The organism is Amycolatopsis sp. NPDC059657, from assembly GCF_042734395.1.
Lineage (GTDB): Bacteria > Actinomycetota > Actinomycetes > Mycobacteriales > Pseudonocardiaceae > Amycolatopsis.
On the sequence record NZ_JBHWEB010000019.1, the window covers coordinates 97,823 to 118,826 of the forward strand.

The 21,004-nt window shown below is 68.4% G+C and carries 19 protein-coding genes; 16 read left to right on the top strand and 3 right to left on the bottom strand.

Annotation, left to right across the window (positions count from 1 at the left end; genetic code table 11):
* The first annotated feature begins 125 nt into the window (after positions 1-125).
* Positions 126-587, top strand: a complete 462-nt coding sequence (locus ACFV15_RS13465; protein ID WP_378350505.1) for a hypothetical protein — start codon at positions 126-128, stop codon at positions 585-587.
* A 50-nt stretch (positions 588-637) separates the two neighbouring features.
* Here ACFV15_RS13465 and ACFV15_RS13470 read toward each other — a convergent pair whose 3' ends face one another.
* Positions 638-1,129, bottom strand: a complete 492-nt coding sequence (locus ACFV15_RS13470; RefSeq protein WP_378350506.1) for a hypothetical protein — start codon at positions 1,127-1,129, stop codon at positions 638-640.
* A gap of 221 nt (positions 1,130-1,350) precedes the next feature.
* Here ACFV15_RS13470 and ACFV15_RS13475 point away from each other — a divergent pair, with 221 nt between their 5' ends.
* From ACFV15_RS13475 to ACFV15_RS13510, 8 genes are all read left to right on the top strand, one after another.
* A complete protein-coding gene (locus ACFV15_RS13475; RefSeq protein ID WP_378350507.1) occupies positions 1,351-1,758 on the top strand; it encodes a hypothetical protein in 408 nt (135 codons plus the stop codon).
* On the top strand, positions 1,674-2,168 hold the full coding sequence (locus ACFV15_RS13480) for a hypothetical protein (RefSeq protein WP_378350508.1): 495 nt from the start codon (positions 1,674-1,676) through the stop codon (positions 2,166-2,168). The genes ACFV15_RS13475 and ACFV15_RS13480 overlap by 85 nt, the downstream gene beginning before the upstream one ends.
* Before the next feature lie 27 nt (positions 2,169-2,195).
* A complete protein-coding gene (locus ACFV15_RS13485) occupies positions 2,196-5,099 on the top strand; it encodes a hypothetical protein (protein ID WP_378350509.1) in 2,904 nt (967 codons plus the stop codon).
* Between the two features lie 36 nt (positions 5,100-5,135).
* Complete coding sequence (locus ACFV15_RS13490; protein WP_378350510.1) at positions 5,136-7,592, top strand: hypothetical protein; 2,457 nt, start codon at positions 5,136-5,138, stop codon at positions 7,590-7,592.
* A gap of 105 nt (positions 7,593-7,697) precedes the next feature.
* Entirely contained in the window at positions 7,698-7,928 is a 231-nt protein-coding gene (locus ACFV15_RS13495) for a hypothetical protein (RefSeq protein ID WP_378350511.1), read from the top strand.
* Positions 7,929-7,935: 7 nt separating this feature from the next.
* A complete protein-coding gene (locus tag ACFV15_RS13500) occupies positions 7,936-8,883 on the top strand; it encodes a LysM peptidoglycan-binding domain-containing protein (RefSeq protein ID WP_378350528.1) in 948 nt (315 codons plus the stop codon).
* The gene (locus ACFV15_RS13505; protein WP_378350512.1) at positions 8,865-9,290 is read left to right on the top strand and encodes a hypothetical protein; all 426 of its coding nucleotides are present in this window, start codon (positions 8,865-8,867) and stop codon (positions 9,288-9,290) included. The genes ACFV15_RS13500 and ACFV15_RS13505 overlap by 19 nt, the downstream gene beginning before the upstream one ends.
* The gene (locus ACFV15_RS13510; protein ID WP_378350513.1) at positions 9,283-9,477 is read left to right on the top strand and encodes a hypothetical protein; all 195 of its coding nucleotides are present in this window, start codon (positions 9,283-9,285) and stop codon (positions 9,475-9,477) included. The genes ACFV15_RS13505 and ACFV15_RS13510 overlap by 8 nt, the downstream gene beginning before the upstream one ends.
* 67 nt (positions 9,478-9,544) lie before the next feature.
* Here the strand turns inward: ACFV15_RS13510 and ACFV15_RS13515 are convergent, their stop codons facing one another.
* The gene (locus tag ACFV15_RS13515; protein WP_378350514.1) at positions 9,545-11,257 is read right to left on the bottom strand and encodes a recombinase family protein; all 1,713 of its coding nucleotides are present in this window, start codon (positions 11,255-11,257) and stop codon (positions 9,545-9,547) included.
* Between the two features lie 44 nt (positions 11,258-11,301).
* Entirely contained in the window at positions 11,302-14,073 is a 2,772-nt protein-coding gene (locus ACFV15_RS13520; protein WP_378350515.1) for an FAD-binding and (Fe-S)-binding domain-containing protein, read from the bottom strand.
* 80 nt (positions 14,074-14,153) lie between these two features.
* On the opposite strand from ACFV15_RS13520, the gene ACFV15_RS13525 reads away from it, so the two are divergent.
* The 7 genes from ACFV15_RS13525 (at position 14,154) to ACFV15_RS13555 (ending at position 20,921) form a co-directional block, all read left to right on the top strand.
* Positions 14,154-15,326: a GAF domain-containing protein gene (locus ACFV15_RS13525; protein ID WP_378350516.1), complete on the top strand. Its 1,173-nt coding sequence runs from the start codon at positions 14,154-14,156 to the stop codon at positions 15,324-15,326.
* A gap of 11 nt (positions 15,327-15,337) precedes the next feature.
* Positions 15,338-15,943 carry a response regulator gene (locus tag ACFV15_RS13530; protein ID WP_378350529.1) on the top strand — a complete coding sequence of 202 codons (606 nt, stop codon included), beginning with the start codon at positions 15,338-15,340 and terminating at the stop codon, positions 15,941-15,943.
* A gap of 123 nt (positions 15,944-16,066) precedes the next feature.
* Complete coding sequence (locus tag ACFV15_RS13535; protein WP_378350517.1) at positions 16,067-16,879, top strand: ABC transporter ATP-binding protein; 813 nt, start codon at positions 16,067-16,069, stop codon at positions 16,877-16,879.
* On the top strand, positions 16,876-17,649 hold the full coding sequence (locus tag ACFV15_RS13540) for an ABC transporter ATP-binding protein (protein WP_378350518.1): 774 nt from the start codon (positions 16,876-16,878) through the stop codon (positions 17,647-17,649). Before ACFV15_RS13535 ends, ACFV15_RS13540 begins: the two co-directional genes overlap by 4 nt.
* Complete coding sequence (locus ACFV15_RS13545; protein WP_378350520.1) at positions 17,646-18,524, top strand: branched-chain amino acid ABC transporter permease; 879 nt, start codon at positions 17,646-17,648, stop codon at positions 18,522-18,524. Before ACFV15_RS13540 ends, ACFV15_RS13545 begins: the two co-directional genes overlap by 4 nt.
* Positions 18,517-19,668 carry a branched-chain amino acid ABC transporter permease gene (locus tag ACFV15_RS13550; protein WP_378350521.1) on the top strand — a complete coding sequence of 384 codons (1,152 nt, stop codon included), beginning with the start codon at positions 18,517-18,519 and terminating at the stop codon, positions 19,666-19,668. The genes ACFV15_RS13545 and ACFV15_RS13550 overlap by 8 nt, the downstream gene beginning before the upstream one ends.
* Positions 19,665-20,921: an ABC transporter substrate-binding protein gene (locus ACFV15_RS13555; RefSeq protein WP_378350523.1), complete on the top strand. Its 1,257-nt coding sequence runs from the start codon at positions 19,665-19,667 to the stop codon at positions 20,919-20,921. The genes ACFV15_RS13550 and ACFV15_RS13555 overlap by 4 nt, the downstream gene beginning before the upstream one ends.
* Positions 20,922-21,004: the final 83 nt, after the last annotated feature.

Sequence of the window (21,004 nt, forward strand, 5' to 3'; positions counted from 1 at the left end):
TGCCCGAGCAGGGGGCATGATCAAATTCCGCGATCTGTCGCTACGGAACGTGTTACTTTCGTGACATGAATGACACGAGGGGCAGAGGGCCGTTCTGGGCTGGACCAGGGCGGACAGAAGCAGCAGTGGCGGTCGAGCCCGTGGGCACGGTCGTCGCACGTTCGGAGCATGCGACGATCAGCGTGGTCGAGCTGCGCACCTACGCTGACGGGTGCGTCATCGAGGTCGAGGCCTCCGCCTCGACCGGGACATCCGACCCCGGCGAGGTCCTGCGTTCCGGGATGTCGCCGACACCGGGTGATGGCGAGACCGCAGCACCACCGGCGGTCCTGCGATTCAGCGTCCGCCTTGCCGATGGCAGCGTCGCGACCACGCTCGATCACCCGCTCGTTCCGGCATCCGAACCAGCACGGCCGTATTTCGCGGCTTTGGGCGGTCCCGGTTTTGGGATTGACGGAAATCAGCTCCGTACTCGGCAAGCACTGTGGCTGTGGCCTGCCCCGGCAGACCGGTTCGACCTGGTTGTGGAATGGCCCCTGTTCGACATCGCAGAAACGATTGTCCCGCTGGCGATTCCTGGCAACTAAAGACCCACGTGCGCGGGATGGGAGTTTCTCCCATCCCGCGCACTGGCGTGTCAGTCGGTGTTGGTTTCCCAGTAGTTCCAGTAGTCGACGTCATCCTCGACTGCGACATTCCCGGTGTTTTCAATAGTCAGGTGACAGCCGTCGTTCCCGCACAGCCCTGAGGTGTTGCTGGCCCACACGGCCCTTCCGCCGTTCTGGTAGACAACCAGGTTGCCGTCATGCTGGAAGTCGACGTAGTCGCCAGCGGCGCTCTGCAAGGCACTCCATACGTGGCCGCCATTGCGCCAGACCTCCAAGACGCCACGCAGGAGAGTCAGCCGAGTCCTGCCGTCAGGCGAGTACACGGACCCGTTGTTGTTCATGCGCCAGCCGCCACCGAGGTTGGTGGAGCCGTTGAAGCCGTCCGGGGCCTGCACCGTCGCGGGCGCGTTCGCCGGGGCGATACTCGCGAGGGCACTCGGCGCGGCGATCACTGGGCCCGCGATCGCCGCGCAGAACACGGCAACGGCAGCGAACCGCTTCGATAAGCGAGAATTGAACATGATAAATAGACCACCATTTCGTGGTAGATTCCACTGAAAATCGCAGCACAAAAAGGCATGCGACAATGTGACAAGCAGGCGAGCATCAGCAACTTCTGCCGAATAGTGGACCCGCCGACTTTCCTCCCCTAGAACTCCCTCCCCGAAGTTCTCCCGCCATTAAATGGCTAGTGATCACCTTTCAGTACGGCCACGCGTCCGGTCAATACTCCACACGAAGGATGTTGATCAAGTTGGCGCCCCTGTGCGGCCCAGGCCAATTCATGTCTCGACAGGCGGCAGCGGCGCTGACCGACGTCGGCGACATCCACCACCAACAGCTACAGATCGACTCACTGAAGGAGATCCCCATGGCCACTGGCCAGCGCGCGGAAGCCACCGGAAAGCCCAAGCCCAGCAACACGAACGGCAGCGTGACCTGGCGAGGTGAACAGTTCACGCTGCCGTCCGCGCAAGACTTCCCACTCGCCGCTCTCGAAGCCGAGGAGGACGGCAAGCACCTCACCGCGCTCAAATGCATCCTCGGCGTGGACCAGTACGCAACTTGGCGCAACCTGGCCGCGACGGCTGCCGACGCCGAGGACTTCTCGGCGGTTGTGATGAAGGAGTTGGGCCGGGGAAACCCCTGACGGTCGCCCTGCTCCTCGCGGACGAGGCGACCGCCGAAGCACTGGAAACCGACCTACTCCGGTGCGGGGTCGACCTGCTCGACCTCTACCGGGGCACCCTGTCCTACCGGCGGGTCTGCGCCCTGGTGACCCACCTGCCCGACGACGCGGCCGTGTGGCGAGTGCTCGACCCGCGAGGCGGCTGGACTCGCGCTGATCTGCTGGCCTCGGTCACCGAACGGCGGATCACCGCGCTGTGGGCCACCGTCGCCACCGCCCTTGGCATGGAGGTCACCGACGCGCAACTCGCCGATCCGATAGGCGCGTTCACCTCGACCGACAGTCCTCGCCCCGCCGTGCAGAACGCCGGCCACGGCGAGCCGGAGCTGAAAAGCCTGCGCGAGATCGCTGTGTGGATGCGCGGCGGCTGACCTGCGCCGCGCTGGGGGTGATCGCCCTTGGCGACGGTCGGTCACGCCTATCTGAAGATCATGCCGAGCCTGCAAGGCCTCGGCCGCCACCTGCGCGAGCAGGTCCGCGAGTCCGAGCGCGGCGCGCCGTCGATCAGCCTGACCGCGCAGGTGCAGACCGCGCTGCTGAAGGAGCAGCTGCGTGCCGCTGCCCGTGAAGGTGATCAGACCGCGATCAACCTGCTGGCCGAGCTGGACGCGATCCCGGCGGAAACCCGGTTTCAGCGGCTGGTCCGCCAGCTGTCCGGCCGCGAAGTCTCGATCAAGGTCGTAGCGGACAAGACACTTGGCGCGACTGTGCGTGGCCTCGGCGCGTTGGATGCCGGGTTGAACCGCACGACCGTGGGGTTCGCGCGGATGACGGTCGCGGTCGGTGCGTCGGTGCTCAAGTACGCGGCGCTGGCCGCCGCCGTGAGCCAGGCCGTGAGCGTGCTCGGTGGTCTCGGGTCGGCGGCGGCGACGGCGTCGGGTGCGCTGTTGGTGTTGCCCGCGGCTGGTCTGGCCGCTGCGGCGGCGATTGGCACGCTCAAGCTCGGCGTGGCCGGGTTCTCCAAGGCGCTCAAGGCGGAGGATCCGGCGAAGTACGCCGAGGCGATCAAGGACTTTCCGCCCGCGATGGCGGCGGCCGCGAACGCCGTGCGCGCGCTGCGCCCGGAGTTGACGGGGCTGCGGCAGGAAGTCCAGCAGCGGCTGTTCGCCGGTTTGGCGTCGGAGATCACCGGCTTGGCCGGGATCTATGTGCCGTTGCTGCAGGACGGGCTCGGCCAGATCGCCACCGGCCTGAACAAGGGTGCGCTCGGGTTCGCCGCGTTCGCTCGCGAGGGCCGCACGGTCAGCGATGTCCGGTCCATTCTGGACAGCTCGGCCGTCTCGCTCACCACTCTGTCGGCGGGGGTGCAGCCGTTCCTGCAAGGGCTGCGGGACATCGCGGCTGTGGGTGCGGAGTTCCTGCCCGGCTTCGCCACCGGCCTTGCCAGTGGGGCGCAGAAGTTCGCGGACTTCATCGCCGCCGCACGGGAATCCGGACAGCTACGGGAATGGCTCTCCGGCGGACTGGCGGCCGTCAAGGATTTGTTCACGGTGATGGGCAATCTGGCGAAGGTCGTGGGCGCGGTGTTCGCCGCCGCGAACGCCTCCGGTGGTGGGTTGCTGTCCACGTTGGTGGAGATCACCGGGCAGATGGTGACGTTCGTCCAGTCCGCCGAGGGCGCGGGCGCGCTACGTCAGATCTTTGGTGGCCTGCACGCGATCGTCACCGGCCTGCTGCCCGTGCTGGCCGCGATCGGCCAAGCCATCGTCACCTCGGTCGCTCCAGCGATCGCGCAGCTCGGCCCGATGATCGGAGCCGCGTTCACCGCCTTAGCTCCCGCCATCGCTTCCTTGGGACAGATCTTCGCGGCCCTCGCTCCGGTTCTGGGCACGGCGGCCCAGGCACTGGTCACGATCCTGGTACCGGCGTTGACCGCGCTGGCGCCCATCGTGGCCGCGCTCGCGCCCGTGGTGGCGCAGGTCGCTGCCGCATTCGGCGGTGCGCTCGGTGCCGCGATCACCACCATCACCCCGGCGCTGATCCAGCTTGCACGGACCTTGGCCCCGCTGATCGAAGGTTTCGGCGGCCTGCTGGTCCAGGCGCTGCAACTGGCCGCACCCGCACTGGCCGACCTCATGACCGTGCTGACGCCGATCATCGGCGAACTCGGCGGCGCATTCCTGCAAGCGCTGAACGCGGTGCTGCCGGTGATCTCGGCGCTGGCGGGGATCTTCACCTCGGTGCTGCTGGCCGCCTTGCGCGCGGTCATGCCGGTGCTGCCGGTGATCGTGCAGACGATCCAGAAGCTCGCCGAGGTCATCGGTACCGCGCTGCAGGCTGCGGCCCCGGTGCTGACCGAGGTCGGCGCGCTGCTGGGGCAGATCGCGGGTCAGGTGCTCACGGCGCTGCTGCCGATCCTGCCGCCGCTCGTGCAAGCCTTCCTCTCGATCGTCACGGCGGTGCAGTCGGTCATCCCGCCGATCCTCGAACTCGTCTCGGCGCTGCTGCCGCCGCTGCTCGGGCTGATCACGTCCCTGCTCCCGATCATCGTTGAGGGCGCGTCGTTGTTCGCGTCGCTGGTGTCGGCGATCGCACCGCTGATCACGATGATCAGCACCCTGTTGATCCCCGTGTTCCAGGCCCTGTTCGACTTTCTCCAGCCGATTTTCTCCGCGATCAGCGGGGTGATCGCCGGGGCGATGCAGTACATCCAGGGCGTCATCAACGTGGTGCTCGGCTTGATCTCCGGCGACTGGAGCCGCGCGTGGAACGGGCTCAAGAACATGCTCGGCGGCATCTGGACCATCATCAAGAGCGCCGTCGTGGACGGCATCGGCGGCCTGCTCGGCTACTTCGCCAGCCTGCCCGGCCGCATCCTCGACGCCCTGGGCAACCTCGGGGCGTTGCTGTGGGAAGCGGGCCGCAACATCATCCGGGGTCTGGTGAACGGGTTGATCTCCGCGTTCGGCTGGGTCAAGGACCAGCTTGGCAACCTGACCAACTGGATCAAGTCGTGGAAAGGCCCACCCGCCAAAGACAAGATCCTGCTCACCGCGAACGGCCGCCTCATCATGGGCGGCCTGCTCGACGGCCTGCGCGACGGTGAGCCGCAGATCCGCCGCTACCTCACCGGCCTGACCGACGCCCTGCCCCTGGACATGTCCGGCACGGTCACCGCCGCCGCGCCGAGTGCCGGCCGCGTCGATGGTGCGCCCGCACTGGTTCCGACCAGCGCGCAAGGGCCAGCGCAGGTGACGGTCGTGATCGATGGTTCGGGGTTGCCGCGTGCGCTGGCCGAGTGGCTGCGGCACGCCGTGCGCACCCAAGGCGGCGGCAGCGTCCAAACCGCGTTCGGCCGCTGACCCTCGCATTTCCTCGTGACAGCAAGGGAGTCTGGTGTGGACTTTCCAGGAGTGTTCGGTGTGCGGGTGGAGATGGCGTTCGGGGCCAACCCCTCCGGCGATCCCGCGAGCTGGTCGTGGACCGACGTGTCCGCGGACCTGCTGTCGCAGCCGATCGGGATCGAACGTGGCCGCCAGGACGAGATGAGCCACGTCCAGTCCTCGGCCGCGACGGTGACGCTGGACAACACGCGCGGCGACTACACGCCCGGGCGCACCGGCTCGCCGATCTATCCGAATGTGGTGCTCGGCGTCCCGATGCGGATCTGGGCCGACCTGCCACCCGAACTGCTCATTCCCGGCGTGGTGGACGAGTTTCAGCGTGAGGTTCCGGACGGGTTCGGTGTCGCCGATTCCGGCCAGCCGTGGCGGATCGACGCAGCGGGCACCCTGTACAAGGTCACCGGCGGTGTCGCGTCGATCAGCCCGACCGGGCCGAGCGCGGGCCGCAGCGGACAGTTCCTGCCGGGCAACTACGGCGACGTGGACGTCCAGGTCGCCGTCTCGCCGGGGCAGGTCACCGCGAACGGCGCGTTCATCGGCGGACTCGCATACCGCGCCGCCGACGGGAACAACACCTACATCGCGCAGCCGATGTTCTGGAACACCGGCCTGGTCGACCTGCGCCTGACCTATGCCGGGACGATCGTGCAGAACCCGGTTTCCACCGGGCTGCGCTATGCGGCGGGCAGCTGGTTCTGGCTGCGTGCGCGTGCGATCGGGCATCGTCACCAGGTCAAGATGTGGCCGCTGAACGCGCCGGAACCGGCCGAGTGGCTGATCGACGTCCGCGACAACGCCGTCCCGAACCCCGCCCTGACCGGCGGGATCGGGCTCACCCAGTCCGGCGAACCGGCCGGGGCACCCGTGATCCGCTACGACCACCTCTCGGCGCGACCGGTCGAACCGCGCTGGTTCGGCTACGTGTCCGAATGGGCTCCCACCTGGCCGCACGGCGACCTGTCCAACCCCGCCACCGGTGACCCCGGCCACGCACTGATTGCGGTGACCGGCGCGGGGGTCCTGCGACGTCTCGGGCAAGGCGCGGCGCCTGTCCAATCGATGCTGCGCAGGGAGATCCTGTCCGATCCGGCTCGCGCTCCGGTGGCGTACTGGCCGTGCGAAGACTCCGCCGGGGCATCGTCGTTCGCCTCGGCCACTGGCGGCCCGCCGCTGACCTTCGATGCCGGACTGCCTCTCGCCTCTTATACCGGTGTCGCCTCGTCTGCGCCGATTCCGGTCACCAAGCACTCCCGGATCGCTTCGGCTCAGTTCGGTGGCACGTGGCCGGTCACCGACCAGGTGCGGCTGATCACCCTCATTCACATGCCGCCGGGCGGTGTGCGGGCCACCGCGCACCTGTGGCGGCTGTCGATGACCGGATCGGCCACCGTCTGGGATGTCATGATCAAACCTGACGGCGCGGTCTTCCTGCGCGTGCTGGACGCTGGGCTCGATCTGATCGTCGAGTCAGCGCCGATCGGGTTCAGCCTCAACGGCAAGACCGCGTTGCTGTCGCTGTGGCTGCGGCAGCAAGGAAACCGCGTTCGCTGGCAGGTCGCCGACTACGAGTCCGGAGCGGACTCCGTCCTCCAGCTTGAAAGCACGCTCAGCGGACGGACCCTCGGCAGCGTGGACGATCTGCAGATCGATCCGGCCGCGGCCATGGACGAGGTCGCGTTCGGACACGTCGCGCTGCTGAACAAGCCTGATTTCTTCGACGCCACCATCATGAGCGCCCTCAACGGACGAGACGGCGAGAAAGCCGGATACCGGCTCCGCCGCCTCGCCGCCGAGGAACGCATCCCACTCACGCTGATCGGCTCACCCGACGACACCCGACCAATGGGACCGCAAGCGTCCGGCACCCTGCTTGCACTGCTGCGTGAGTGCGCTGATGCGGACGGCGGCATCCTCGCCGAGTCGAAGTCCAACGGCGGCCTCGACTACCGCACCCGCGCCTCCATGCTCAACCAGCCACCGAAACTCGCCCTCGACGCGAGCCGGGCACGCGGGGACATCGTCAACCCGTTCACGCCCGTGCTCGACGACCAGGCCGCACGCAACGACATCACCGTCACCCGGCGCGGCGGCTCCTCCGCTCGCATCACCGACCCGGCCGACATCGCGAGACGCGGCCACTACGACGAGCAGCTCACCCTCAACATCGCCCGCGATGACCATCTCGCCGCCATCGCCGCATGGCTGCTGCGGCTGGGCACCTGGCCCGGCATGCGGTACCCGACCGTCGGCCCCGCACTCAACAACGACCCCGCGTTGCTCGCGCGCTGGCTGCAACTCGAACTCGGCGACCGGGTCACCATCACCGGCCTGCCACCTCAGCACCCCGACGGCACCGTGTCCCTGCTCGCGCAGGGCTATACCGAAACCATCCGCCCGACCCGCTGGGACGCCGTGATCAACGCCAGCCCCGCCGGACCCTGGCAAACCTGATCCCGCGGGGAGGTTTCCCTGACCGCTGATTGGCTCGCCGCGGCCGCCGCGATCCTCGGCCCCGCCACCGGAGCGCTCACCGGGCTGCTCACCGCGCGGCGAGCGGTGCGCACCGCGAAAGCGAGCACCGATGCGCAGGCGCTGGCCGCGCTGCACGCCGGATACCAAGCCCTGCTGGGCGAACGCGCCACCCACACCCGCGACGTGCTCGCTGAACTGACCGCCGTCAAGACCGAGCTTTCCGCGCTCCGCCAGGAAAACGCGCGGCTGCTGCTCGAAGTGGGCGCACTGCGCGCCCAACTCGACCACCAACGAAAGGAACCGACCGCTGACTGACTACGGCATCGACGTCTCCCACTGGAACACCGTCACCGACTGGAACGCCATACGCGGCAACGGAATCAGCTTCGCGTCGCTCAAGCTTACCGAAGGCTCCGGCTACGTCGACCGCACCAGCGGACCGCGAGTCGCGGCTGCGCGCGCCGCCGGGGTCGTGCCCGGTGGCTACCACTTCGCCCGCCCCGGCCACGTCGGCGCGCAAGTCGAGCACTTCATCAGTCAACTGCGCGCCACCGGGCTGCTGGAGTCCGAGTCGCTCGCACCGATGCTGGACATGGAAGACGCCAGTCTGCGGGCAAGTGCGAACGACTTTATCGCCGACTTCGTCGCCCAGTTGCGCCACCGCGCCGGGATCCGGAAGGTGCTCGTCTACGCCAACCTCGACTGGTACACCCGCACGCTGGTCCCCGACAACTGGGCCGACGAGGACGTGGTGCTCTGGATCGCCCGCTACAACGGCGACCCCGCCAACCCCGGCTGGAACCACCCACGCCTGGCGATCCACCAGCACACCCAGAAAGGCCGCGTGTCTGGCGTCGCCGGGAACGTCGACCGCAACGCCACCATGCACGGCTGGACACTGGCCGATCTCACCCTCGACGGCAGCAGCTCACCGGCGGATCCCGCGCCGACGCCGGATCCGCCGGCCAGCGGCGCGACGTACACCGTGCTCCCCGGCGACACGCTGTCCGCCATCGCACGGCGGTTCGACACCACCGTGGACGTGCTGGCCTCGCTCAACATGATCGCGAACCCGGACCGGATCTATCCCGGCCAGGTCCTGCGCCTGCCCGGCGCCGAGACCGGAGGCGGCAGGTACCAGGTCACAGCAGGCGACACGCTGTCCGCGATCGCCGCCCGCTTCGGCACCACCGTGGCCGTGCTGGTCGCGCTCAACGGCATCCGTGACCCGAACCGGATCTACGCGGGCCAATGGCTGAACCTTCCCTGACCGGGCCCGGCGGCTGGCTGCTCATCCTCGCCGCCGTCATCTGGATCACCGGTCACACCACCGCCGCGTCCGTGCGCGCCCAGATGGCCCTCGACTCGCTCTCAACCCCACCCGAAATGAAGGAGAACACCCTGTCCCGTTACCCACTGCGCATCGCCGGAACGATCGTCGGCGCACTCACCGCGCTCGTGTCCGGTCTCGTCGGCTCCGGCCTGTTCACCGCCGAACAGGGCAACACCACCACCGGAGTGATCACCGCCGTGGTCACGCTGCTGGCAGCGTTCGGCGTGGTCGTGTCCACCGAGAACAAGGTCACCCCGCTGGTCGATCCGCGCGATGAGCAGGGCAACCCGCTCGTGCCCACCCCGCGCATCCCGAGCCGCGGGGAGCTGACCCGCGATGTCTAAACCGCCGCTCACGGTGCGGGACATGGTGCTCAATCCCGGCCTCGTGCTCAGCGCCGAGCAGCTGGCCGCCGCTCACGCCAACGTCGCCGCAGCGCCGCCGCTCTCACCCGCCCAGCTCGATCACATCTCAGCGGTGTTCAGGCCCGTTGCCCGGCAGGTGATGAACAACCAGACCCAACTGACCTGACCATCCGCAAGAAAAAGGGGTGGCGGGCCGGTATTCCGGCCCGCCACCCCGCCCCGCAGCGGCGCTACTACGCCGCCACGTCCTTGCCGTACAGGAAACCCACGCTCACGCTGCCGGTGTCGAGGCCTTCGATCACCGGACGGCGGCTCTTGCCCACACGCGGGCGCATCATCGCCCGCAGGATCTCCCGCTGCGCGGTCACATCGCCGAGCGCGAGGAACGCCTCACGTGCCTGCGGACCGATCACCTTCGCCAACGTCGGCGGCAACGTCGCCCGCTTCGACTGCTCATCCAGCTTCGCGATCCGCTCCAGCAAACCTGCCTCAATGTCGATGAAGCTCGCCCGGCTCACTCGGCCCGCGACCGCGTCGGCTTTCCACCCTTCCAGTTCGGCGCGCAACACCTGCGCCTGCTGAGAGGCGACCGCCGCCTTGGTGTTGCTGGACTCGATCCGGAACAACTTCCGCGCGTCGGTGCGTTCAAGCTGGCACATCGCCTGCTCCAGCAGCCACGCGTCCAGCTGCTGCTGATCGACATACACATGCCCGGTCGGACACCGATAGATCCGGCCTCGCACCTTGTCCACGTTCGCGGTCAAACCCTTGTCGCACTCCGCGCACCGGGCGATCCCGGACCAGAAATGCCGCACCCGGCTCCCGTCCCGATTAGCCGAGCGTGCCGGATCATGCAGCATCGCCGTCAGCAGTGTCCGATCCTCCGGGCTGATGATCGCGGGCCACTGCGCCTTCACCGGCTTGGTCACCACCTCGCCGGACTCGTCGGTCTGCTTCACCAGCACCGGCTGCCCCTGATACACCGCGATCCCCGCCGCCGCCTGCGACAGCGCGACGTTGCGGACCTTCTTCGCCGTCCACACCGACGGCAACACGTAGGCAACCTCGTCACGGTTAAGCTCCCGCGCCAACTCCTTCGCCGACTCCCCATCCACGACACGAGCCACCAGCTCCCGCGCCACCACCGCGTTCTCCGGCGACAGCGTGCGTAGGAACTTCTCCCACTCAGCCTTGTGCTGACTCTCCTGCACCAACGCCTTCACCTTCGGCGCGTTCCACAAACCCGCACGCGCGCACGGCACACCCCGCTCATTGAGCTGCCCTGCGACCCACGAGAGTGGCTTCTTCTCCAGGACCCACGCCACGATCTCCCGCACGATCGCCGCCTGGCCCTCATCCAGGACGCGGCCCAGCGACTCACCGGTCTCCGGATCGAACAAGCGCGAATAGCCGTAGGGGACCGGACCCGCGTGCTTACCCTGCCGCGCCCGCTTGCGCTTACCCCGCTTCACATGCCCGGAAATCACGTCCGACGCGCCCTCGGCCTCCAACGCGTCACGCGCGGTCGCCTTCCGATCAGCCGGGTCTTTCATGTCATAGATCCGGCCACCGTAGGCCCAGAAACTGCCAGTCTCCTTACAGATCTCACGCAACTTCACATACACCGCGAGATCACGCTGAGCACGTGCCGAATCCCACGTCCACAACAAGTTCGCCCGGCCCGACCGCAACTCGGTCAACGCCCACTCGTAAGCCGCGCGGACCTCAGTCGCATACGTCGACGCCGACAAGTTGTTGTCACAAAACTCACCGGCATCGACGATGCCGAACTCCTCGAAAAGCTCATCACCCTCATCACGCTGCGACGCCACCGACACAGCCCGGCCAGACGCGTCCTGCGACGCCCGGAAGTACTTGATCCCCCGCAACTGCCCCGCAGACGCACGCCCAGCAACCTGCTGACGTGCCAAAACAGAATTGATCATGCCTTTAGTCTAAGTCCGAACACAGCTCTAACCGCCCGCAACGCTCACGACCTCAAGCGAATGGCTTGCCTCAGTACCTCGGCCAGGTGGAGCGCACGGCGGTCGGAGAGCTGCGCGAGCTGGGTCCGGCAGCTGAAGCCGTCCGAAACCACGACGGTCTCGGGCGACGCGGCGCGCACGGCCGGGAGCATGCGGTCCTCCGCACAGGCGACGGAGACGTCGTAGTGACCGTCCTCGAAACCGAAGTTGCCCGCGAGACCGCAACAGCCGGAGTCCATGGTCGTGTTGCGGATCCCGGCCGCGGCCATCACCTTTTCGTCGGCCGCGAAGCCGAGGACCGCGTGCTGGTGGCAGTGGACCTGGGTGAGCGTGTCGATGCCCAGGTCGGCGAAGTCGGTATCGGTCAGCAGTTCGGCGAACGTCTTGGTGCGGACCGTCAGCAGCTCGGCCGTCGGGTCGCCCGGCAACAGTGCCCTGAGGTCGCCGCGGAACAAGGCGGTGCAGCTCGGTTCGAGGCCCGCCACCTCGTACCCGGCTTCGAGATAAGGCTTGAGAACGTCGAGGGTGTTACGCAGGACGCGCCGCGCCATGTCGAGCTGGCCGGTCGACACCCAGGTCAGGCCGCAGCAGACGGCACGATCCGGAATGACGACCTCGTACCCGGCCGCGGTCAGCACTTCGGCCGCCGCGTCGAGCACCTCGGGCGTGAAGTGGTTGTTGAACGAGTCCGGCCACAGCACCACCCGACGCTCCCCCGTCGCCCAACGTTTCAAGTCCTCGCGTCGATAGGTGAACGGCTTGGCAAAGGTTGGCAAGTCACGTTCGGCGGCAATCCCGCCCAGACGCTTAAGCGGCTTACTAAGCACCTTGGTGACGGCATTCGCGATCCGCGGCATGCGCCCGGCGAGCCGCAGCCACAGCGGCAACCAGCCCATCGAGTAATGCGACGCGGGGCGGATGCGGCCGCGATAGTGCTGGTACTGGAACTCCGCCTTATATGTCGCCATGTCGACATCGACCGGGCAGTCGGACAGGCAGCCCTTGCACGACAGGCACAGGTCGAGCGCGTCGCGCACCTCTTCCGACCGCCAGCCGTCGGTGATCAGCTCGCCGTTGATCATCTCCGCGAGCAGGTGCGCGCGCCCGCGCGTCGAATCCTTCTCCTCGCGGGTCACCCGATAGCTGGGGCACATCACGCCGCCGCCGGTGGTGTTGCGGCATTTCCCGACGCCGACGCACCGGCGCATCGCCTCGTCGAAGCGGCCGTGGTCCTCCGGGAAGCCGAGGAACGTCGGCATGGCCGAAGACCGCACGCGCAGGTCGGCGTCGACCGGCCGGGCGTTGACCAAGATCCCCGGGTTCATCTTGCCGTCCGGGTCGAACAGCGTCTTGAACCGCTCGAACAACCCGATCACCTCGGGGCTGTACATCCGCGGCAGCAGTTCTGATCGCGCCTGCCCGTCGCCGTGCTCACCGGACAGCGAACCGCCGTGCGCCGCGACCAGGTCCGCCGACTGCTCGAGGAACGTCCGGAACTGCGCGATCCCGGGTTCGGACAGCAGGTCGAAATCGAGCCTCATGTGCAGGCAGCCCTCACCGTAGTGCCCGTAGACGACACTTTGCCTGCCGTGCTCGGCCATCAGCGCCTTGAAGTCACGCAGGTACGCGCCCAGGTTTTCGGGCGGCACCGCGGCGTCCTCCCAACCGGGCCACGCCTCCGACCCGTCGGCCAGCCTGGTCGCGAGCCCGGCGCCCTCCTCGCGGATCCGCCACAGCCGCTTTTGCGCGGCCGGGTCGGTCAGCACGACCTGCCCGGTCAGCCTGCCCGCCAGCTTCCGTGCGAGGTCGGCGGCGCGATGCTCGGCTTCCCCTGGCTCGTCGCCCGCCATTTCGACGAACAGCCACGCGCCGCCGCCGGGCAGATCCGACCGCCGGTGCGCGGGCAGCAGCGCGACGAGGTCGGCGTCGACGCCTTCGACCGTCAGCGGCGACCAGGGCAGGATGTCCATGACCGCGTCGGCCGCGGCGATGTCCGACGGGAAACCCAGCACCGTCAACGCTTTGTGCTTCGGCAGCTCGGCGAGCGAGACGGTCGCTTCGAGCACGGTGACGCAGGTTCCTTCACTGCCGACGAGCGCCTTGGCGACGTCGAAACCATTCTCCGGCAGCAGATGTTCCAGCCCATAGCCCGAAACGCGGCGCGGCCACGTCGACAACTCCGTACGCAGCAAGCCGAGGTTGTGGCCAACGAGATCACGCAGACCGGCGAAAATCCGGCCTTCGCTGCCGGGTTTCGCAGCCCGTACGTCCACTTCGGACGGTGTGGTGGCGCCAACGGTCATCCTGGTCCCGTCGTAGAGCAGGACGTCGAGTTCACGGACCACGTCGACCGTGCGGCCCCAGGCGACCGAATGCGAGCCGCAGGCGTTGTTGCCGATCATCCCGCCGATCGTGCAGCGGCTGTGCGTCGACGGATCCGGCCCGAACCGCAGCCCATGCGGTGCCGCGAGCGCCTGCAGGTCGTCGAGCACGGTGCCCGGCGCGACCCGCGCGAGCCGTCGCTCAGGGTCGAGTTCGCGGACCCCGCCGAAGTACCGGGACAGGTCGAGGATGACACCCGGCCCGCACGAGTTGCCCGCGACGCTGGTCCCGCCGCCGCGCGCGATCACCGGAAGTCCCTGGTCACGGCAGTACGCGAGCGCCTCGATCACCTCTTCGGCGTTGCGCGGGCGCACGACGCCGAGCGGCACGTGCCGGTAGTTGGACGCGTCGGTCGTGTACAGGGCGAGCGTCGCGGCGTCGCGGGTGATCTCCACCGGTCCAGTTAAAACAATTCGGCCGTCGGTCTCCACTCGGGTATGTCCGGATCCGGCCGCTTTGTGTCAAGGTGACCGGCGTGACGGCAAGGGAGCACGTCGCCAGTGATCGCGCCGCCGAGCTCAGCGCCACGCTCGACGGGCTTCTGCGTGAGCGCGAATCACTGCTCGCGACCCTCGACCGGGTGGTCGCGCTGCAGGGCACCGCGCGGCTGATCCGCGAGTCCGTCGGCGTCCATTCCGGGTTCGTCGGCGAGCTGGACAAGCCGGGCGAGGCCGTCATCCGCTGGATGTCGGGCAACCGGACCGACGCGCTGCAGAACCTGGTCGTGCCCGTCGGCCAGGGCATCGGCGGCCGGGTGCTGGCGCTGGGCAAGCCGGTCAGGGTCAACGACTACGTCAGCTCGCCGACCATCACCCACCAGTTCGACGCGCAGGTCCGCGGCGAGGGCATCGGCGCGATGCTCGCGGTGCCGATCTTCAGCAGGGTCGGCGACCGGACCGAGACCGTCGCCATCGCCTACGCCGCGATGCGCGAGGCCGCCGAGTTCGGCGACGACGCCGTCCGGACGCTCGAACTGGTCGCCCAGCAGGCGGGCACCGCGCTCGAACTGGCCAAGATCGCCGAGTCCAAGCGCGAGAACGCCGTCTCCGCCGAGCGCCGGCGCATGCAGAGCGCACTGCACGATTCGGTCGGCGCGCTGCTGTTCTCCATCGGCGTCCAGGTGCGGAACCTGCACGAGGACATCCAGGACAACCCGGTGCTCTCGTCCCGGCTCCGCAGGCTGGAGGGCGACGTCTCGGCCGCGTCGAGCGCGCTGCGCGAGTCGTTGCTCGCGCTGTCGGAGTCGAGCCCGGAGCGGGCATTGCCGGTCGAACTCGCCGAGCACTGCCGCTCGTTCGAGGCCCGCTGCGGCGTCCCCGCGCGCTTCGTCCAGCTCGCGCCGGTGCCGCCGCTGGACGCCGAACGCACCGCACTGCTCATCTCTGCGGTCCGCGAAGGCCTGCTCAACGTCGAAAAACACGCCCGCGCGCTGTCGGTGGTGGTCAGCCTGCTGCCCAGCGACGGCGGGGTCCAGGTCGTCGTCGCCGACGACGGCACCGGCACCGGCGAGCCCGCCGAGGCGCCGGGCACCGGCATGGGCTTGCGCGGCCTCGCCGAACGCGCCGCCAGGCTCGGCGGCCGGGTCAGCGTGGTCCGCGACGAAGACGACGGCTGCACCCTGCGTGCCTGGGTCGGACGGCCCGCGTGACCTGGCGCGTCATGGTCGTCGACGACCACCCGGTGGTCCGCGACGGCGTCGCGTTGCTGCTGCGCTCCGACCCGTCACTGACCGTGGTCGGCTCGGCCGAATCCGGGCACACGGCCATGAGCCGCGTGCTCGAACTCCGCCCCGACCTGATCCTGCTCGACCTCCGCCTGCCGGACATGCTCGCGCCCGAGGTCGTCGGCGAACTGCGCAAGCTCCAGCCCGCCGCGCGGATAGTGGTGTTCACCGCGCACGGCGACCACCAGGGCGTGCTGGACGCGCTCGACTCCGGCGCGCACGGCTGCCTGCTCAAGGACGTCGCGGGCACCGATCTCGTCGCCGCGCTGCGCCGCGTCCTGCGTGGTGAGCGCGTGGTCGACCCGCGCATCCTCCCCGACGACGGCCAGCGTTCCGACGCACTCGCCCGCAGCGGCCTGACGCGGCGCGAGTACGAGGTGCTGCGGCTAGCCGCCCAGGGCCAGACCAACCCCGAGATCGCCGAATCGACCGGCCTCGCCCGCAACACCGTCAAGACGTATCTGCAGTCCGCGCTGCACAAACTCGGTGCGCGCAACCGCGTCGAAGCCATCGGCAAGGCCTCCGAGGCCGGGCTGCTCTAGCGCCTTCACGTGTCCGTTTCGTGTCCCTGACCCTCTCCAGGTGGGGGTGTTTCGGGGCCGGACCCGAACAGAGGATGACCGCCACCGAGCGGTGACTCGGGTCACACGATCGAAGGAGATCGCTTGCTGAGCGTCCGAGAGCTGCGGGTGCGTTATGGCCGGTCAGTCGCCGCACTGCACGGCATAGACCTCGACGTGTCACCCGATGGGGTGGTCGCGGTGCTGGGCAGCAACGGGGCCGGGAAGTCGACGCTGCTGCGGGCCATCTCGGGCACCCTGCGCATGCACCGCGGCTCGATCGCGGGCGGCGACATCCGCTACGACGGCAAGCCGCTGGGCAAGCTCGATCCGGCCGCGATCGTGCGGCTCGGTGTCGTCGGGGTGCCGGAAGGCCGCCAGGTTTTCGCGCGGATGACGGTCGACGAGAATCTCCGCGCCGGCGGCATCGGCGCCAAGTCGGCCGAACTGCGGGCGGCCGCCCGCCGCCGCGTACACGAGCTGTTCCCCGTGCTCGCCGAGCGTGCCAAGCAGCGCGCCGGGCTGCTTTCGGGCGGTGAGCAGCAGATGCTCGCCATCGGCCGCGCGCTGATGTCCGGGCCGAAGCTGCTGCTGCTCGACGAACCGTCGCTCGGCCTCGCGCCTCAGGTGGTCGAACGGATCGGCAAGATCATCCGCGAGATCCACGCCCAGGGCACCGCCGTCGTGCTGGTCGAGCAGAACGCGGTCATGGCGCTGAACGTCGCCGATCACGCGATCGTGCTCGAAGTCGGACGCGTCGCGCTCGCCGGGACGACCGCGGAACTCGCGCGCAGCGAAGACGTCCAGCGCCTCTACCTCGGCGGGCATGCCGAATCGCAGGCCACGGCCGACGCGGAGGCACGCGACGCCGAGATCCAGCGCGCCCGGTCGCGCGGGCTGACGAGGTGGGCGGGATGACCGCGCAGACCCCGCCACCGCTCGAGATCGAGAACGTGACACTCAGCTTCGGTGGCATCCACGCGCTCGACGACGTCTCGTTCACCGTCGAACCCGGCTCACTGCACGCGCTGATCGGCCCGAACGGGGCCGGGAAGTCCAGCTGCTTCAACGTGATCTGCGGTGTGTACCGCGCGAACTCCGGCCAGGTCCGGCTCGGCGACACCGTCCTTTCCGGACTCCCGGCGCACAAGCTCGCCGGGCTCGGCGTCGGCCGCGCGTTCCAGAACGCGGCGCTGTCACCCGGATCGACCGTGCTCGACAACGTCATGCTCGGCCGCCATTCACTGACCAAGGGCGGGTTTCTGGCCTGCGGCCTGCGGCTCACCCGCAAGACCGAACGCAAGCACGCGGCACGCGCCGCCGAGATCTGCGACTTCCTCGGCATCGGCGACCTGGTGCACACCCCGGTCGGCGCGCTGCCGTACGGCGCGATCAAACGCGTCGACATCGCGCGTGCGCTCGCGGTCGAGCCGGTGCTCCTGCTGCTCGACGAACCGGCCGCCGGCATGAACGCCTCGGAGACCGCGGAGCTCGCCAGCACCATCCGCGAGGTGCGCGACGAACTCGGCATCTCGATCCTGCTCGTCGAACACGACATGGGCCTGGTGATGGGCATCGCGGACCGGGTGACCGTCCTCGACTTCGGCAAGCGCATCGCCGACGGCACGCCGTCCGAGGTCCAAGCCGATCCGAACGTCGTCAAGGCTTACCTTGGAGTCGAAGCGTGAACACCTTCCTGCAGCTCTTGGTGAACGGACTCGGCAAAGGCGCGGTGTTCGCGTTGCTGGCGCTGGGTTTCGTCATCATCTTCAAGGCCACCGAGGTGGTCAATTTCGCGCACGGCTCGCTGGTGCTGTTCGGCGGCTATCTGGTCGTGGTCACCCGCGACGCGCTCGGCTGGGCCGGCGCCTCGCTGGTCGGCGTGCTCGGCGCCGGCCTGATCGCGCTGGTGCTCGAACGGGTGTTGCTGTCACGCTCGCGCAACGCGGGCCCGGACAGCCTCGCGCTGCTGACCATCGGCGTCGACGTGATCATCACCGAGGAGATCGTGCGGCGGCTCGGCGTCACCGTGCCGTTCCTCGGCGAGGCCTGGGACGCGAAGCCGTTCCAGCTGGGCGGGATCACGCTCTTCCGGACGCACGTGGTCGCCCTGGTCGTCGCGACCGTGCTGATCACCGCGTTCGCGCTCGCGTTCAAGTACTCCGACTGGGGCGTGGCGATGCGCGCGCAGGCGGAGAACCGGGAAGCCGCCGCGTTGATGGGCATCCGCAGCTCACGTGTCACCGCGACGGCCTGGCTGGTCGCCGGGTTGCTCGCCGGGGTCGCGGTGCTGTTCATCGCGACCCAGGACTTCTCCGGCGCCGGGCTTTCGCGGGGCACGCACTCGATCGCGCTCGCCGCGTTCCCCGCCGCCATCCTCGGCGGGCTCGACTCGACCGCGGGCGCGGTGGTCGGCGGGATCGTGGTCGGCGTGGTCGAAGCGCTGTCCGCGCAGTACATCTCTTTTGATTTTTCAAAGAGCGCGGTGTTCCTGGTCATGCTGGTGGTGCTCGTGGTGCGCCCGTCGGGATTGTTCGGAACCAGGGAGAGCACCCGTGTCTGAGACCGCCGTGAAACCACCCGAGATAGTTCCGGCTCAAGGCAGTCTGCCGAAACGGCCGTCCCGTTGGCTGCGCATGGTCGCCTGGATCGCTTTGCTGGTAGTCCTGCTCGCACTTCCTCTCTATCTCGACGCCGCCTGGCTGAAAGCCGGGCAGTACATGATGATCGGCGCGGTCGGCGCCATCGGACTGACCCTGCTGGTCGGGCAAGCCGGACAGCTTTCCTTGGCGCACGCGTTCTTCCTGCTCGCGGGCGCGACCAGCTACACCGTCCTCGCCGGACCGACCGGCGACGCACGGGTGACCGGGCTCGGCCTCACGCCCGAACTCGCGCTGATCGGCGCGGTCGTGATCAGCGCCGCGCTGGGACTGGCGTTCGCCCCGGTCGCGGGCAGGCTCAGGGGCATTTATCTCGGTGTCGCCTCGCTTTCCTTGGTGTTCCTCGGTCTCTATCTCGGGCAGTCGGCGGAAAAGCTGACCGGCGGCACGTCCACCGGGCGCGCGCCCGCCCAGTTCTCACTGTTCGGTTTCCCGTTCGGCAATGGCGGGCCGCAGGTGGAAATCCTCGGCGTGCCACTGCGGCAGGCCGAACGCGGCTGGTATCTCTTCCTCGCGCTCACGATCATCGCGTTCGTCGTCGCCACCGGCGCGGTCAAGGGCCGCGTCGGCCGGTCGTGGCGAGCGGTGCGGGACAACGAAGCCGCGGCCTCGGTCATGGGCGTCAGCGTCACGCGCGCGAAGGCGGGCGCGTTCGCCGTCTCCTCGGCGTACGCGGGCCTCGCGGGCGCGATGACCGTGCTGTGGTTCGACATCCTCAAACCGGATGAGAGTGAGTACGGCACTTACGGCATCAACACTTCGATCGCCTTTCTCGCGATGGTGATCATCGGCGGGCTCGGCTCGGTGCCGGGCGCGGTGGTGGGCGCGCTGATCGTCAACGGCCTGCCGCAGATCCTTTCCTTGTATTCGGCCGATCTCGGCTGGTTCACCGGCACCGGCGGCGGTGCGCTCTCCCCCATTCTCATCAGCTCGTTCGTCTATGGCGCGGCGATCATCCTCGTTGTGCTGTTCGAACCCGGCGGCCTCGCCGCGATCGGCCGCCGGATCACCGCGCGCACCACCACAAAAGAGGAGCAGGAACGATGAAACGCTCACCACTCGCAGCGTCGCTGACTTTGGCCGCGCTGCTGGCCGTCACGGCGTGCAGCACGAAAGCGAGCGACTCCGGTTCCTCCGGCTCGGACAACTCGGGTGTCAAGACCGACAAAGGCGTCACCTCCTCGGACATCACCCTAGGCGTGATGACCGACAAAACCGGGGTCTTCAAGAACCTGGGGCTGGGGGTGACCCAGGGAAACGAGTTGTGGGCCAAGGACTTCAACGACGCGGGCGGTGCTTGCGGGCGCAAGGTGAAACTCGAAACCGTCGACCACGGCTACAAGGCCGACGCCGCCAAGACGCTCTATCCGCAGATCGAACCGAAGGTGCTCGGTTTCGTGCAGCTGCTCGGTTCCCCGGTCGTCGCGGCACTCAAGCAAAACCTGTCCTCGGACAAACTGACCGCGGCGCCCGCTTCGTGGTCTTCGGAACTGCTCGACAACCCGTACGTGATGATCGTCGGGACGACCTACGACGTCGAGATCATCGACGGCCTTTCATACCTCCAGGAACAGGGCCAGCTCAAGGACGGCGACCAGATCGCGCACATCTACATCGACGGCGAGTACGGCGCGAACGGCCTGCGCGGCTCACGCTTCTACGCCGAGAAGCACGGGCTGAAGGTCAAGGAAGTCAAGATCACCTCGACCGACGCGGACCTGTCCAACATCGTGACCGGACTCAAGGGTGACGGCGTCAAGCTCATCGTGCTGACCACGACGCCCACCCAGACCGGCTCCACTTTGGCCTCGAACAAGGCACTCGGGCTCAACGTCCCGGTGCTGGGCAACAACCCGACCTTCGACCCCGCGCTGCTGAAGAGCCCCGCGGCGGCCGCGCTGGACAAGCTGACCGTGGTCGCGAGCAGCGTGCCGTTCTCCGCGGACATCCCGAAGGCCAAAGAGGTCGCCACGAAGTACAAGGCGGCCTACAAGGAGGTTCCCAACGGCGGAACCCCCTACGGCTACGCGGTCGGCGAGGTCTGGGGCTCCGTGCTCAAGAAGGCTTGCGAGAACAAGGACCTCACCCGCGACGGCATCCAGGCCGCGCTGAAGCAGACCACATCGGCCGACACCGGCAACCTGGTCGCGCCGCTCGACTTCTCGAAGCCGGGCGCCCCCGCCACCCGCCAGGTCTACGCGGCGACGCCGGACGCCACCGCCGAAGGCGGCCTGCGCTACGTCAAGCAGCTCTTCGCCGCCCCCGAGGCCGCCACCTACGTGGCACCCCACCAGAAGTAGCGCCAACAGGGGTGGGGGGGGGGTTGGGGGGGGGGGGGGGTAGCACGATGAACAACCACCAAAAAGAAAAAAAACAAACGAGC